Annotated in this window: 9 protein-coding genes; 7 read left to right on the top strand and 2 right to left on the bottom strand. The window is 71.1% G+C overall.

The window, feature by feature from the left end; genetic code table 11:
* Positions 1-2: 2 nt before the first annotated feature.
* Entirely contained in the window at positions 3-2,846 is a 2,844-nt protein-coding gene (locus ACZ4N4_RS35340; protein WP_467596571.1) for a glycoside hydrolase family 3 C-terminal domain-containing protein, read from the bottom strand.
* Positions 2,847-3,202: 356 nt separating this feature from the next.
* On the opposite strand from ACZ4N4_RS35340, the gene ACZ4N4_RS35335 reads away from it, so the two are divergent.
* The 7 genes from ACZ4N4_RS35335 to ACZ4N4_RS35305 all read left to right on the top strand — a co-directional run bounded on the left by ACZ4N4_RS35335 (position 3,203) and on the right by ACZ4N4_RS35305 (position 14,296).
* Positions 3,203-4,894, top strand: coding sequence for an extracellular solute-binding protein (locus ACZ4N4_RS35335; RefSeq protein ID WP_467596568.1), 1,692 nt, complete (start codon positions 3,203-3,205; stop codon positions 4,892-4,894).
* A 27-nt stretch (positions 4,895-4,921) separates the two neighbouring features.
* A complete protein-coding gene (locus ACZ4N4_RS35330) occupies positions 4,922-5,962 on the top strand; it encodes an ABC transporter permease (protein WP_450766751.1) in 1,041 nt (346 codons plus the stop codon).
* Complete coding sequence (locus tag ACZ4N4_RS35325; RefSeq protein ID WP_467596565.1) at positions 5,959-6,894, top strand: carbohydrate ABC transporter permease; 936 nt, start codon at positions 5,959-5,961, stop codon at positions 6,892-6,894. Before ACZ4N4_RS35330 ends, ACZ4N4_RS35325 begins: the two co-directional genes overlap by 4 nt.
* Before the next feature lie 282 nt (positions 6,895-7,176).
* Entirely contained in the window at positions 7,177-9,372 is a 2,196-nt protein-coding gene (locus ACZ4N4_RS35320) for a 1,4-beta-glucanase (protein WP_467596563.1), read from the top strand.
* The gene (locus tag ACZ4N4_RS35315; RefSeq protein WP_467596560.1) at positions 9,369-11,354 is read left to right on the top strand and encodes a beta-galactosidase; all 1,986 of its coding nucleotides are present in this window, start codon (positions 9,369-9,371) and stop codon (positions 11,352-11,354) included. Before ACZ4N4_RS35320 ends, ACZ4N4_RS35315 begins: the two co-directional genes overlap by 4 nt.
* Positions 11,351-13,546, top strand: a complete 2,196-nt coding sequence (locus ACZ4N4_RS35310) for a glycosyl hydrolase family 95 catalytic domain-containing protein (RefSeq protein WP_467596558.1) — start codon at positions 11,351-11,353, stop codon at positions 13,544-13,546. The genes ACZ4N4_RS35315 and ACZ4N4_RS35310 overlap by 4 nt, the downstream gene beginning before the upstream one ends.
* A 36-nt stretch (positions 13,547-13,582) precedes the next feature.
* Positions 13,583-14,296: a glycoside hydrolase family 12 protein gene (locus ACZ4N4_RS35305; RefSeq protein WP_467596555.1), complete on the top strand. Its 714-nt coding sequence runs from the start codon at positions 13,583-13,585 to the stop codon at positions 14,294-14,296.
* Positions 14,297-14,343: 47 nt separating this feature from the next.
* Here the strand turns inward: ACZ4N4_RS35305 and ACZ4N4_RS35300 are convergent, their stop codons facing one another.
* Positions 14,344-15,531 carry a sulfotransferase family protein gene (locus ACZ4N4_RS35300; protein WP_453576094.1) on the bottom strand — a complete coding sequence of 396 codons (1,188 nt, stop codon included), beginning with the start codon at positions 15,529-15,531 and terminating at the stop codon, positions 14,344-14,346.
* Positions 15,532-15,585: the final 54 nt, after the last annotated feature.

Raw genomic sequence — 15,585 nt, 5'->3', positions numbered from 1 at the left:
CCTCAACCGGAGAAGCCGACGTGCGCGAGCCGCAGCGGGCCGCGCAGTCTGAGGTGGACGTCGTGCACACCCTCGGCGACGATGCCGGCGGTGAGCGAGGCGTACGCGTAGGGACCCGGCGTCGGCTCGGCGAGCGTCAGCGCCGCCGACGGCGGGCCGCCGTCCAGGGAGAGTTCCAGTGAGCCGGCGCCCGACACCCGTGCGGTCACCTCCGTCACCCCCCGGCCGAAGTCGCACTTCCGGTAGACGAGTTCACCGGGCCCGTCGCCCTTCGGCGTGACCGCGTCGCCCGCCGTCCTCGTACGGTCCACGATCGCGATCCCCGACTGCTCGTCGAAGTCGGCGGCATCCAGGCCGCGTTCGGAGGTGGCATCACGCGGTGCCGCCTGCTCGCCGTCCAGGACCACCGTCGTACGCAGCCGGATGTCCTCGCTGGACGCGCCGACCAGGAGGTCGTACGGCCCCTGCTCCAGGCGCCGCCGGTTCCGCGCCACGTCCCAGAACGCGAAGGCGGAGAGCGGGACTTCGAAGGTCAGACCGGCCCGCTCGCCGGGGGCGAGGGTGATCCTGCGGTGGGCCAGGAGTTCGCGGCGCGGGCGCACCGACGACGGCTCGACCGCCCGGGAGTAGAGCTGCGCCACCTCGTCCGCCGTCACGTCACCGGTGTTGGTGACCGTGAACGACACGTGGAGCGTCCCCGCCGCCGCCTCGGCGACCAGGCCGGCGTAGGAGAAGGACGCGTACGACAGGCCGTGGCCGAACGGGAAGAGCGGGGTGCCCTCGAAGTAGAGGTACGTCTGCCGGGCGCCCAGCACGTCGTAGTCGAGCAGGTCGGGGAGGTCGGCGTCGGCGGCGTACCAGGTCTGCGGAAGACGGCCGGCGGGGGAGACGTCACCGGCCAGGACACGGGCGAGCGCGGAACCGGCCGCCTGGCCGCCGTGCGCCGTCCACAGGACGGCGGGGAGGCGGGCCACGTCCACCGCGTAGGGGTAGGCCGAGGTCAGGGCCAGGACCGTCCGCGGGTTCGCGGACCGGGCCGCGCGCAGCAGGCGCTCCTGGTGCGGGGGCAGCGCCAGGGTCGTACGGTCCTCGGTCTCGCGGCCGTTGATGTGCGGGTCGTTGCCCGCGACGACCAGGACCGCGTCGGCCGCCGCGGCCGCCCTGGCGACGGCCTCCGTGCCCCGCTCGACGATGATCAACTCGAAGATCGACGCGTTCTCGGCGGCAACCTTCACGCCGTCGGCGGCGACAGAGACGTGGCGACCCGTGCCGAGATGTCGGAGGAGGTGACCGTTCTCGTGGGGTTCCAGGCGGAACGTCTCCTGGACGACCCAGCCGCCGGGCTGGTCGGCGGAGGCACGGACCCGGCCGTCGTCGGCGACCGAGAGATAGCGGCCGTCGGGGGCGCGGAGCGTGAGCACGCCTTCGCCCCAGTCGACGAGGGCGAGTTCGGTACCCGTCGGGTCGGTGGTCAGCGGGGGCAGGTCGGTACGGCCCGCCAGCAGCGCCGGATCCAGGGCGCCCGTCGCGCCGCGCGTCTCGTCGGCGGCCGCGGGGGCGGGCGGTATGTGCAGGAAGGTGCCGTCCGCGAGCCTCAGCCGGACCCGGTCCACGCCCTCCGCGAACTCCACCCGCTCCGCGCCGAACCGTTCGTACAGGCCCTCCAGCGGGGTGGAGCGGTGCAGCAGCGAGCCGCTGTACCAGTCGAGCTTGCACTCGTCGGCGAGCAGGCCGACCACCGCGATCCGGGTGTCGGGCGCGAGCGGCAGCAGGTCGTCGTCGTTCTTGAGGAGGACCACCGCCTGTTCCGCGGCCTCCTGGGCCAGCGCGCGGTGGGCCGGCGTGTCGAAGTCGGACGTGTGCGCGTACGGGTCGTCGTGCGGGTCGAACTCGCCGAGGCGGAAGCGGACCGAGAGCTGGCGGCGCACGGCCGTGTCGATGTCGGCCTCGGTCAACAGGCCCTGCTCCAAGGCCCCGTTGATGCGCGCGACGATCCGCGAACCGTCCGTGCCGTGGTCGGTGAAGCTGTCGACGCCGGCGAGCAGGGCGGCTGCCGTGGCTTCCTCGTGGGTGTCGAAGTAGTGCTCGTGGTCGACCAGGTTGCTGGGCGCGCCGGCGTCCGAGCAGACCAGCAGATCCTCCTCCGTCCAGGTCCGCAACCGCTCGCGCAGATACGGGGAGACGTGGTTGGGGCGGCCGTTGACCAGGTTGTACGCGGGCATCACCCCGGCCACCGCGCCCGCCCGCACGGTCTCCTCGAAGGCGCGCAGGTCGTACTCGTGCAGCACCCGCGGGCGGACCGAGGAGGAGGAAGTGGCGCGGTCCGTCTCGTTGTTGTGGGCGAGCCAGTGCTTGAGGACGGGCGCGGTGCGCCAGTACACCGGGTGGTCGCCGCGCAGGCCGCGGGTGTAGGCGGTGGCGATGGCGGAGGTGAGCTTCGGGTCCTCGGAGTAGCCCTCCTCGTTGCGGCCCCAGAGCGGGTGGCGCAGCAGATTCACCGTCGGCGCCCAGACGTTGAGGCCCACGCGGTCGTCGCGGGCGCGCATCGCCCGGACCTCCTTGGACACCGCCTCCCCGACCCGTCGTACGAGATCGGTGTTCCAGGTCGCGCCGAGGCCGACCGCCTGCGGGAACACCGTCGCCGGGCCCATCCAGGCGACCCCGTGCAGGGCCTCCTGGCCGGTGCGGAAGGCGGCGATGTCCAGGCGTTCCACGGCGGGCGCGAACTGGTGCAGGAAGGAGACCTTCTCGTCCAGGGTGAGCCGCGCCAGCAGGTCGTCGATGCGCTTCGCGAACGGCAGGTGCGGATCGCGGAAAGGCGGCGTAGGCGGCGTTTGAGCGGTCACGTGCGGTTCCCCTTGCGATGGAGCGACGAGGAGCTTTCGAAGCGCTTCGATGCTCATTCGACGCACCGCCGGGTGTCAAGAGACGCTCACCGAAAATTCAAGCGGCACATACGGAGAGGTGAGCCCCCGCACCTCGGAGGAATCTTGGGAGCGACCCTTGTGCGCCCCCGGGTGTTCACTTAACCTCGCAGCAACATCGAAGCGCTTCGACTAGCCGATTCGCCGGTCCGCCCCAGGGACGCACGACGGTGGTCGACCGTGGTCGGGGGATCGCTTCGGCTCAGCCAGTTCCACTCGAGACACCGCAGCCGACGGCCACCGCCGGGTGTCCTGGTGCGCCATGAAGGGTTGACGCAATGACGCCGAACGCCACTTCCGCCCCCTCCGGGCCGAGCCGGAGAAGTTTCCTCGCCTCCACGGCCGTCGCCACCGCAGCGGTGGCGGGCGGGATGCCGCTGCTCGCCGCCTGCGGAGCGTCGGACAGCGGTTCGGGAGGCGGCTCCTCCTCGGGCAAGGACACGAAGAAGCTACTGCCGTCCTACGTCGCCAACAACGTGGTGGCCCCGGACATCCCGGCGAAGAACGGCTCGGCGATCGGTTTCACCGGCAAGCTCGACCTGGCGACCCTGAAGACCTCGGTGCCCAAGAAGCTCGGCAAGGGGGGCAAGGTCACCATCATGTCCCCGTTCTGGGGCTCCCCGCCGAAGGACGACAACGCCTACTACCAGGCGATGAACGACCTGATCGGCGTCGACGTCCAGTGGCAGAACCAGGACGGCAACACCTACGACCAGAAGCTCGGCGCGGTCCTCGCCTCCAGCGACGTACCGGACGTGGTCGTCGTCCCGAACTGGAACATGGGCGGCAAGATACCCACCGCCATCATCAGCAAGTTCGCCGACCTCGGGCCGTATCTGTCGGGTGACAAGGTCAAGGACTACCCGAACCTCGCCGCCATCCCGACCGACGCCTGGCGGCGCTGCATCTTCGGCGGCAAGCTGCGCGGACTGCCGATGCCGTCCTCCTACGTCACCAACATCGTGCCCCTCTACCGCAAGGACGTCTTCGACAAGGAGGGCTACGAGGTCCCGCGCTCGGCCGACGAGTTCCTCTCCCTGGCCAAGGAGATCACCAACGCCAAGGCCAAGCGCTGGGCCTGCATGGACATGAAGTGGACCGCCTGGCAGATGTTCAGCGTCCTCTCCGGCAGCGAGAAGCCGCTCGGCTGGAACCTGGTGGACGGCAAGCTGATCAACCGCATCGAGACGGACGAGTACCTCGAAGCCCTGGAGTGGACCCGCAAGCTCTTCGCCGCCGGTGTCGTGCATCCCGACGCCAAGCTGGGCAAGAACGCCCCCGACCCGGGCCCCAAGTTCGCGGCCGGCGAATTCCTGATCTACGCCCAGGACATCAGCCAGTGGTGGAGCCGCACCGCCGAACAGGCCACCCAGAACCCGGACTACAAGATCTGGGGCATGGACGTCTACGCCCACGACGGCGGCGACCCGCAGGTCTGGGCCGAACAGCCGGCCGGCATCTTCGCCTTCATCAACAAGAAGGCCTCGGAGTCCGTCATCCACGACGTGCTGGCCGTCGCCAACGTCACCGCCGCGCCGTACGGCACCAAGGAGTACATGGCCACCAACTACGGCGTCGAGGGCACCCACTACACCGTCAAGAACGGTGTGCCCACCAAGACCACCCAGGGCAACAACGAGGTCCTCAACGCCTACGTGATGGTCGCCAGCCCCGCCGCCACCATCGCCCACCCCGACTTCCCCGACGTCGCGAAGGCACAGGTCGAGTGGCAGCAGCGGATGGGCTCCTTCACCAGGAAGTCCAGCTTCTTCGGCCAGATGATCACCGAGCCGTCCCGGTACACCAACCTCATGAACGACTTCGAGACGTTGGAGGACGACATCACCCGCGGCCGCAAGAAGATCAGCGACATGCAGCAGGCCGTCTCCGACTGGAAGAGCAAGGGCGGCGACCAGCTGCGCGACTGGTACCAGAAGCTGCTCGACGACACCGGTTCTTCGGCGAGCTGACCAGGCACTGAGGCAAGGAGAACGGCCGTGTCCCACAGCACGGTGCCTCGCAGCAGAGCCGAGGCAGACGACGACAGGGCGGGGAGGACTCCGGTGGCGTCCGACGGCACCACCGGAACCGGGAAGAAGGAGAAGACCGGGAAACCGGGCCTGCGCCTCAGATTCAGACGCGACCGCGCGCTGATCCTGATGACGCTGCCGGCGGTCCTGCTGATCCTGGTCTTCAACTACCTGCCGATCCTCGGCAACATCGTCGCCTTCCAGGACTACGACCCGTACGTCAGCGACAACGGCATCGTCTCCATGCTGCACAGCCCCTGGGTGGGCTTCGAGAACTTCCAGCGGATCTTCGCCGACTCGGCGTTCTGGGACGCGGTGAAGAACACGCTGGTGCTGTTCTCCCTGCAACTCGTGCTGTTCTTCCCGATCCCGATCGCGCTCGCCCTGCTCATCAACAGCGTGGTCCGGCCCCGGGTACGGGCGATCTCCCAGGCGGTCCTGTACCTCCCGCACTTCTTCTCCTGGGTGCTGGTCATCTCCGTCTTCCAGCAGATCTTCGGCGGCGCGGGCGTGCTGTCGCAGCTGCTGAGACAGCACGGCTACGACGGCCTCGACATCATGACCGACCCGTCGACCTTCAAGTTCCTGGTCACGGCGGAGGGCGTCTGGAAGGACGCGGGCTGGGGGATCATCGTCTTCCTGGCCGCGCTCGCCTCCGTGAGCCCCGACCTCTACGAGGCGGCGGCGATGGACGGGGCGGGCCGCTGGCGCCGCATCTGGCATGTCACGCTTCCCGCCCTGCGGCCGGTGATCGCCCTGCTGCTGGTGCTGCGCGTGGGCGACGCCCTGACGGTCGGCTTCGAACAGATCCTCCTCCAACGCGACGCGGTCGGCCCGGGAGCCGCCGAAGTCCTCGACACCTTCGTCTGGTGGAACGGCGTCCGCAACCAGGACTTCGGCTACGCGGCCGCCGCCGGTCTGATCAAGGGCGTGGTCAGCCTCGGCCTGGTCCTCGCCGCGAACAAAGTGGCCCATCTCATGGGCGAGCAGGGGGTGTACAAGAAGTGACCGTCATCGACGAGCCACCCGTACGGGAACCCTCCCGGTGGGCCGCGCCACCCCGTCCGGCATGGGAGGAGGAGCCCGGCCGGGCAGGCGCGGCCGGCAAGGGGCTCGTGCTCGCCCTCGCCTGCCTGGGCATCCTCTTCCCCTTGTGGATCATCATCGTGACCAGCCTCTCCTCGCGGAAGACGATCGACGAGGCCGGCGGACTGGTGATGGTGCCCAAGGGCATCACCTTCATCGCCTACAAAGAGCTGCTGAGCGGCGGCCAGGTCACCCGGGCCACCGTCATCAGCGTCCTGATCACCGTCGTCGGCACGCTGTTCTCGATGGCCGTGTCGGTGCTGTGCGCGTACGGCCTCTCGCGCATCGGCTCCCTGGGCCACCGCTGGTTCCTGATGCTGCTGCTCGCGACGATGTTCTTCAGCGCGGGCCTGATCCCGACGTACCTCCTGGTCCAGTCCCTCGGCCTCACCGACAGCTATCTCGCCCTGATCCTGCCGAGCGCGGTGAGCGTCTTCAACATCCTCGTCCTGCGCGGCTTCTTCATGGGCATCTCGCAGGAGCTGATCGACAGCGCGCACATCGACGGCGCCGGCGACTTCCGGATCCTGTGGCAGATCGTCATGCCGCTGTCGCGTGCGGTGCTCGCCGTGATCACCCTCTTCTACGCGGTCGGGTACTGGAGCGCGTGGTTCAACGCGTCCCTGTACCTCAACGACCAGGAGAAGATGCCGCTGCAGAACGTCATGATCCAGCTGGTCCAGAAGCAGGAAGCCCCGGTGGGGCTGGGACAGGCGATCAAGACGGGTCAGCTGTCGGGGCTGGCGGTGCAGATGGCGGTGATGGTGCTGGCACTGCTGCCGGTGGCGGTGCTTTCGCCTTTCGTCCAGAAGCACTTCAAGAAGGGCATGCTGACGGGGGCGGTGAAGGGGTAGCCGACGGCGCCTTCTGCGGGGGTGGCCGACGGCGCCTTCTGTGGGGGGTGGCCGTGGAGCGTCGGGGACTGCGGGTGATGCGTGGCCGGTCGCGCAGTTCCCCGCGCCCCTGAAGCGGCGCTTCGCCCGCCGTCTCTCCAGCCGTGCCTCCCCCAGAGCCCGATAGGCCTGGGGGGACCCCAGGCGGCACGGGTGGGCGCAGCGGCACCCGGAAAGCGCCGGTAAGCGACACCCCCCACCCCCACTCAGGATCGCCCACCCAACCCACACCGAAGGTTCCCCATGCCCACCCTGAGCCGCAGAACCGTACTCGCCGCCACCGCCACCGCCACCGCCCTCACCACTCTCCCCACCCTCAGCGCCGACGCCCTCGCGGCCGAGCCCCGGCCGCAGGCGTACCGCTGGCGCAACGCGGTCATCGGAGGCACCGGATTCGTCACCGGTGTCCTGTTCCACCCCACCACCCCCGGCCTCGCCTACGCCCGTACCGACATCGGCGGCGCCTACCGCTGGGACACCCGCACCGCCCGCTGGACCCCTCTCACCGACCACCTCGGCTGGGACGACTGGAACCTCCTCGGTGTCGAGGCCCTCGCGGTCGACCCCGCCCACCCCGACCGGCTCTACCTCGCCCTCGGCACCTACGCCCAGTCCTGGGCCGGCAACGGCGCGATCCTCCGCTCCGACGACCGCGGCGCCACCTGGTCCCGTACCGACCTCACCGTCAAACTCGGCGCCAACGAGGACGGCCGGGGGATGGGCGAGCGCCTCCTCGTCGACCCGCGGGACAGCGACACCCTCTGGCTGGGGACGAGGCACGACGGACTGCTCAAGTCCGCCGACCGCGGCGCCACCTGGGCGGCGGCCACCGGCTTCCCCGCCACCCCCTCCGTCTCCGGCCAGGGCGTCTGCCTTCTCGTCGCCGTCGGCCGTGCCGTCTACGCCGGCTGGGCGGACGGTGACGGCGGCGCGACCGCCGTCACCCTGTACCGCACCACCGACGGGACCACCTGGGAGGCCGTCCCCGGGCAGCCCACCGGCACCTCCGCCAAGATCCCGGTGCGCGCCGCGTACGACCGGCACGCGCGCGAGCTGTACGTGACCTACGCCGACGCCCCCGGTCCCAACGGCCAGGCCGACGGCAGTGTGCACAAACTGTCGACCACCACCGGCCGCTGGACCGAGGTCACCCCCGTCCACCCCGGCGGCAGCGACACCTTCGGCTACGGCGGGGTCGCCGTCGACGCCCGTCGGCCCGGTACCGTCGTCGTCTCGACGAACAACCGGTGGGCGGCCGTGGACACCCTCTACCGGACCACCGACGGCGGCCGTACCTGGACGTCCCTGAAGGACACCGCCGTCTTCGACGTCTCGGAGACCCCATTCCTCAAGTGGGGCGGTGACCGGCCCAAGTTCGGGTGGTGGATCCAGGCCGTGGCCATGGATCCGTACGACTCGTCGCACCTCGTCTACGGCACCGGTGCGACCCTCTACGGCACCCGCGACCTCGTCCACTGGTCGCCGTGGATCCGCGGCCTGGAGGAGACGTCCGTACTGCAGCTGGTGTCGCCCCCGGTCGGGGAGGCGCACCTGCTGAGCGGCTCGGGGGACATCGGCGTCCTGTACCACGAGCGGCTCACCGCGTCGCCGTCCCGCGGTATGGCCACGAACCCCGTGTTCGGGTCGGCGACGGGACTCGCGCAGGCCGCGGGCAGGCCGGCGTACGTGGTCCGCACCGGCTGGGGCGACAACGGCAACGGCGCCTTCTCGGACGACGGGGGCCGGACCTGGGCGCCCTTCGCCGCCCAGCCCTCCCTCGCCCACGACGCACCGGGGCCGATCGCCGCCAACGCCGACGGCAGCGCGCTGCTGTGGTCCTTCGTGCACTGGGACGGGACGAAGTACCCCGCCCACCGCTCGGACGACAACGGCGCCACCTGGACCGAGATCCCCTCCTTCCCGAAGGGCGCCACGCCGGTCGCCGACCCGGCCGACCCGACGCTCTTCTACGCATACGACACCGACACAGGAACGCTACAAGCCAGCACTGACAGTGGCCGGACGTTCACGGCGCGTGCCACGGGGCTGCCCGCCGGGGACAGCCAGTTCCAACTGGTCGCGGCCCCCGGCAGATCCGGCGACCTGTGGCTGAGCGTGAAGTGGAACGGGTTGTACCGGTCCACCGACGGGGGTGTGACCTTCACCAAGGTGGCCAGTTGCCGGGCCGCCTACACCCTCGGCTTCGGCAAGGCCGCCGACGGCGCCGGCTACCCGGCGGTCTACCTCGTCGGTTCCACGGAGTCCAGCACGGCCGTCCACCGCTCCGACGACGAGGCCGGGACCTGGGTCCGCATCAACGACGACCGGCACCAGTGGGGCTGGACCGGACAGGCGATCACCGGCGACCCGCGCGTGTACGGCCGGGTCTACCTCGCCACCAACGGGCGTGGCATCCAGTACGGGGAGCCGCTTCGATGACCGGCGAACGGAACCGACCGAGCCTCGCCGACGCCACCCGCGGCCGCATCCTCTTCGGCGGCGACTACAACCCCGAGCAGTGGCCCGAGGAGACCTGGCCGGAGGACGTCCGGCTGATGACGGCGGCCGGCGTCAACTCCGTGACCATGGGCGTCTTCTCCTGGGCGAAGCTCGAACCCCGGCCGGGGGAGCGCGACTTCGGCTGGCTGGACCGGCTCATGGACCTGATGCACGACAACGGCATCGGAGTCGTCCTCGCCACCCCGACCTCCGCGCCGCCGCCGTGGCTGGGCCGGCTGCACCCGGACACCCTGCCCCGGGACGCCGACGGCCGTACCGAGTGGTGGGGCGGCCGCCAGCACTTCTCGCACTCCAGCGCCACCTACCGCCGCTACGCGGCCGCCATCACCGAGGACCTCGCCGCCCGCTACGGCGGCCACCCCGCCCTCACCCTGTGGCACATCAACAACGAGTACTGCACCTTCGACTACGGCGACGAGGCGGCCGCCGCCTTCCGCCGCTGGCTGCGCGAGCGCTACGGCACCCTGGACGCCCTCAACTCGGCCTGGGGCACGGCCTTCTGGAGCCAGGGATACGACACCTGGGACGGCATCCTGCCGCCGCGCCACGCCCATTACATGAAGAACCCCACCCAGGTGCTGGACTTCCGCCGGTTCACCTCCGACATGCTCCTGGAGTGTTACGCGGCCGAACGGGACATCGTCGCCCGGCACACCCCGCACATCCCGGTGACCACCAACTTCATGCCGCTGTGGATCGGCCAGGATGCCTGGCGCTGGGCGGCCGAGGAGGACGTCGTCTCCGTCGACCTCTACCCCGACCCGCGGGATCCACTGGGCGCCCAGCACAGCGCGCTCGTCCACGACCTCACCCGCTCCCAGGCGCGCGGCCCCTGGATGCTCATGGAGCAGGCCGCCGGGCCGGTCAACTGGCGCGGGGTGAACCACCCCAAACCCCGCGGCCTCAACCGTCAGTGGTCCCTGCAGGCCGTCGCCCGGGGCGCGGACGCCGTCTGCTACTTCCAGTGGCGGCAGTCCCGGCAGGGCGCGGAGAAGTTCCACTCCGGGATGGTCAGCCACGCGGGGGAGGAGGGCCGTACCTACCAGGAGGTCAAGCAGCTCGGCGCCGAACTCGCCGCCATCGGCGGCGAGGTGACCGGCACCCACCTCACCTCGGACATCGCCGTCCTCCACGACTGGCACTCCTGGTGGGCCGGCGCCCACGAAGGCCGGCTCTCCGGCGAGGTCGACCTCCCCGACGTCCTGCACGCCTGGCACCGCGCCCTCTGGGAGGCGAACCTCGCCACCGACTTCGCCCACCCCGAACACGACCTGTCCGCCTACAGGTTGGTCATCGTGCCCCAGCTGTACCTCCTCACCGACACCGCTGTCCGCAACCTCCTCGGCTACGTCCGGGGTGGTGGGACCCTGGTCAGCGGCTTCCTGACCGGCATCGCCGACGAGGACGACCGGATCCGCCCCGGCGGCATGGACGCCCGGCTGCGCGAGCTGTTCGGCATCCGCACCCTGCACGAGTGGTGGCCGCTGGACGCGGGGGAGAGCGTCGCGTGCGAGGGCTTCCGCGGCACCCTCTGGTCGGAGGAGATCGAGGCCGCTCCCGGGGTCCCCGAGACCGTGCCGTACCGGGGCGGGGAGCTCGACGGACGACCGGCCGTGCTGCGCAACGGACGCGCCTGGTACGTCTCCACGCTCCCCGAACCGGAGGCACTACGTAAGCTGGTCGGCAGGATCGCCGCGGGGGCGGGGATCCGTCCGGTGCTCGACGGGCTTCCGGCGGGGGTCGAGGCGGTGCGCAGGGGTGAGCTGCTGTTCCTGTTCAACCACGGGCGCGAGGCCGTGCGGGTCCAGGTGCCGGGCACGCACCGCGACCTGCTGACCGGTTCCACGACCACCGGCGAGGTCACCCTCGATCGATACGGAGTGGCGGTGCTCAGGCCATGACCCCGACCGTACCCGTCCACGGCACCTGGGAGCCGGCCCCGGCCGCCCGCTGGGAGGACGCCTTCCTGAGCGGCAACGGCCACCACGGCGCCCTGGTGTTCGGTGAGCCGGACAATGACCGTGTCATCGTCACCCAGCACGCCCTCGTCCGCCCGAACGGCGGCGAACACGCCCGTCCGCCCCACCTGGCCGCCGAACTCGCCTCCCTGCAGGACCGCTTGCTCGCGGGCGACCTCAAGGCCGCCGAGAGCTTCACCGACGGCCGCCCGCTCCAGTGGGTCCAGCCGTTCCATCCGGCCTTCCAGATACGGCTGCGGGGGCCACATGGCCAGGCAGCCGGTTACCGCAGGACCGTCGACTTCACCACCGGCGAGGTCACCGCCGCCACCACCGAGTGGACCAGCAGCCTCTTCGTCTCCCGCGCCGACGACGTGATCGTGCAGCGGGTCACCACGCCCGCTCTCGACATCGCCCTCGATCACCGGCTCCCCGGTGTCCCCTCCGGCCTGGGGATCGGTCACGGCGCTCTCCGCACCCCCGAGGGCGCCCTGCTCAGCCTCCGGGCCCGCTACCCCGACAGCGACCGCGCCTACACCGGTGTCACCCTCGTCGCCGTGACCGGCGGCGCGACCGGACTCGTGCCGCCCGGCGTCCGCGTCACCGGCGCCGACTCCGTCCTCCTCCTCACCCGGGTCCGCCGCCACACCGGCGAACTCGACGTGACCGCCGAGGCGCGCCGACTGCGCGGGCTGCTCGAGGACGCGCCGACGTACGAGACCCTGCTCGCCCGGCACCTCGAACCGCACCGCACCGCCTACACCCGGGTCACCCTCGACCTGGCGGCCGATCCCGCCGAACGAGCGCTGCCCGGCTCGGAGTTGCTCAAGCGCACGCGAAGCGCGGCCCTCCTGGAACGGCTCTTCGCCGCCGGCCGCTACCACCTGCTCTCCTCCTCCGGCCTCAACCCGCCCCGCCTGACCGGACTGTGGACCGGCGAGTGGGACACCGCCTGGTCCGGAGCCTTCACCAACGACGCCAACCTCAACCTCCAGACGGCCTCCGCGCCCGCCGCAGGTCTACCCGAAGTCACCGACGCCCTGGCTGCTCTGATCTGGCGTCAGAGCGACGACTGGCGGGAGAACGCCCGTACGGTCTTCGGTGCCCGGGGCATGGTCGCGCCCGCGCACACCGACGGTGAGTCCGGGCTCTCCTACCACTTCAGCCGGGAGTACCCCCTGCACCTGTGGACGGCCGGCGCCGACTGGCTGCTCAAGCCGCTCGTCGACCACGACGAGATCCGCGGCGCCCGCGATCCGCGTACGGCCGCGCTGCTGGCCCAGGTCGCCGCGTTCTACGAGGACTTCCTCACCCGGACCGACGCTGACGGCCACCTGGTGGTCGTCCCGTCCTACTCGCCCGAGAACCGGCCGGCCAACGGCAGCTGGGGTGCGGTCGACGCGGCGATGGACCTCTCGGCCGCCCGGCACGCCCTGCGTACGGCCGCCGACTACCACCCGGGCCCGGACGCCGACCGCTGGCGCGCCCTCGCCGACCGGCTGCCCCCGCACCGGATCAACGCCGACGGCGCACTCGCCGAGTGGGCGCGGGCCGGCCTCGACGACACCTACGACCACCGCCACCTCAGCCACCTCTACGGCGTCTGGCCGCTCGACGAGATCACGCCCTACGACACCCCGGAACTGGCGGCCGCCGCCCACCGTGCGCTCGAACTGCGCGGAGCCGAGAACGACTCGGCGCACGGACACCTCCACCACGCGCTCGTCGCCGCCCGGCTGCGGGACGGCGAACGGGTCGCCGCCGCCCTCGGCCGGGTCCTGGACGGCGACTTCTTCCACGCCTCCCTGATGAGCGCCCACTACCCGAACCGCGACGTCTACAACGCCGACGCCGCGCACACCCTGCCCGCCGTCCTGATCGAGGCCCTCGTCCAGTCGACCCCGGACCGGCTGGTCCTGCTCCCCGCGCCCCCGACCGCCCTCGGCCGGGGGCGGCTGACCGGGATCCGCACCCGGTTCGGAGCCGAACTCGACCTCTCCTGGACCCCCACCGGCGCGCGAGCCGTCCTGCAGCCGCACCGGACGCTCCGTGTCGACCTGTGGACTTCCTCCGGCCCCCAGCCGCTCGACCTCGTCGCCGGAGAAGACCGCGTCCTCACCCTGGGGACGTGGTAGCCACCCGCACCTCCCCCCACCCATGGAAGGGACACCATGGCATCACGCACGCTCGGCAGGGCCGCCACGGCCCTGATCGCCCCCGCGCTCGCCCTCGGCGCCACCGTCGGCCTCGCCTCGGCGCCCGCCTCGGCCGCCGTCTGGAGCTCCTGCGACCAGTGGGGCAACACCACGCTGAACGGCTACACCCTCTACAACAACATCTGGGGCTCCGGCGCCGGCACCCAGTGCATCTGGGCCAACTCCGGCACCAACTGGGGCGTCACCGCCAACCACCCCAACACCGGCGGAATCAAGTCGTACCCCAACTCCAAGAAGGTGATCAACAAGACGATCACCTCGCTGTCCTCGCTCACCAGCAGCTACAACGTGACCGTGCCCTCGTCCGGCGCGTACAACACGTCGTACGACATCTGGGACACCGGATACGCCAACGAGATCATGCTCTGGGTCAACAAGACCGGGGCCGTCGGCCCGCTCGGCACCTCGCAGGGCACGCTCACCCTGGGCAGCAACACCTGGACCGTCTACAAGGGCAACAACGGCTCGAACAACGTCTATTCGTTCATCCGGAGCTCCAACTCCAGCTCCGGCACGGTCGACGTCCTGCCGATCCTGAAGTGGATCAAGGACACCAAGGGCTGGTTCGGCAACGTGACCATCGGTGACGTGCAGTTCGGCTACGAGATCACCAGCTCGTCCGGTGGCCTGAACTTCACCACCAACAGCCTCACCGTCAGCAGCAGCTGAGCCGGACGGGCCGGTCCCGTGCGCGTCGCGGGGCCGGCCCCACGCGGTCACGCCCGGTCGACCTCCGCGCGCAGCGCGTTGTAGTCGGCGAAGGCCGCGTCGACGTCCGCACGGGTGAGGCCGTAGCGGGCCAGGTCGTAGCTGTGCGCGCGGGTGCCCCTGGGGCGGGCGACGACGGCGGGGAGGCGGGCCGCGTCGGCCTCGGTCCAGCGGGCGCCGACGGCCGCGTAGAGCTTCGGGGCACCCGCCGCCGGGTCGGCGCCCAGCCACGTGTACGGCACGTCCACCAGCGCCTCGCGGGGGATGTGCGCACGGGCGGCCAGGCCGCGGGCGGCCGAGCGGCTGAGCAGCTCCAGCCAGGTGGCGCCGATCCAGTTCAGGTCGACGGGACGGGTGTTGACCGCCATGCCGTGCTCGACCAGGCTGCAGAACGAGGCCACGGCGGTGGCCGGATCACGGTGCGTCCACACGATCGTGGCGTCCGGGAAGACCGCGCGCAGCGCGTCCAGGTTCTCCAGGTGCAGCGGGGACTTCAGCACCCAGCGGCGGCGCGGGCGGCCGTACTGGAGCACCTGGTAGATCTGCTTGAGGTAGCGGTAGTCGGCCACGAAGTCATGGCTCTCGTGCCAGGGCAGGTACTCCGGGACGACGGCCTGGGACAGCGGCATCACCGTGTGCGGCAGCGCGAAGGTGCACTCCTCCGGGCCTTCCGGGCGCAGGTTGTGGATGTGGCGGAAGCCCGGGGCGAAGAGGTTGATCCCGCCGACCAGACGGCGGGCGGTGGTGACCGCCCGCTCCCGTTCCACGGCGTCGGGTTCGAGGCCGGGGGTGAGCAATTCCCAGAGCAACGGGCAGCGGTGGTCCGCGGAGAGGGACAGCACGCTGTGCGTGAGCGTGGTGGCGGTGCGGGGCAGGCCCACCACGAACACCGGCCGGTCGACGGGCTCCCGCTCGATCCCGGGGTGTTCGGCGAGCAGTCGGCGGATCCGGGCCCGGTTGGCGAGGTGGCGGCCGACGTGGCCGCGCGCCGACAGCCAGCCGACGGGGGTGAGGTGCCCGGCGCGGGACCAACATCGCAGCAGGTGACGGAAGCCGTCGGCGAACGGCTCGTCGCCCTCCGCCGGCCCGGCCGCGGCGAGCAGCCGGTCGAAGACCCGGTCCGGGGTGTGGCGGGTACGGGAGGCGGGCCCGAGCAGCAGATTGGCGAGCGTGAGGGAGAGCGGTCCTAAGGACACGGCAACGGGACCCTTCGTGGGGGGACAGGAAGAGGGGATACGTACTACCCCCTT

It is taken from the genome of Streptomyces sp. NPDC026538, from assembly GCF_055567535.1.
Note: the sequence above shows the minus strand (reverse complement) of the source record. Positions and strands in the feature narration are given on the sequence as shown.

What these genes read in the sequence shown, in the direction of transcription:
- ACZ4N4_RS35335 (WP_467596568.1), top strand. Translation starts at nt 3,203, where the DNA reads ATGACGCCGAACGCCACTTCCGCCCCCTCCGGGCCGAGCCGGAGAAGT.
- ACZ4N4_RS35320 (WP_467596563.1), top strand. Translation starts at nt 7,177, where the DNA reads ATGCCCACCCTGAGCCGCAGAACCGTACTCGCCGCCACCGCCACCGCC.
- ACZ4N4_RS35315 (WP_467596560.1), top strand. Translation starts at nt 9,369, where the DNA reads ATGACCGGCGAACGGAACCGACCGAGCCTCGCCGACGCCACCCGCGGC.
- ACZ4N4_RS35310 (WP_467596558.1), top strand. Translation starts at nt 11,351, where the DNA reads ATGACCCCGACCGTACCCGTCCACGGCACCTGGGAGCCGGCCCCGGCC.
- ACZ4N4_RS35305 (WP_467596555.1), top strand. Translation starts at nt 13,583, where the DNA reads ATGGCATCACGCACGCTCGGCAGGGCCGCCACGGCCCTGATCGCCCCC.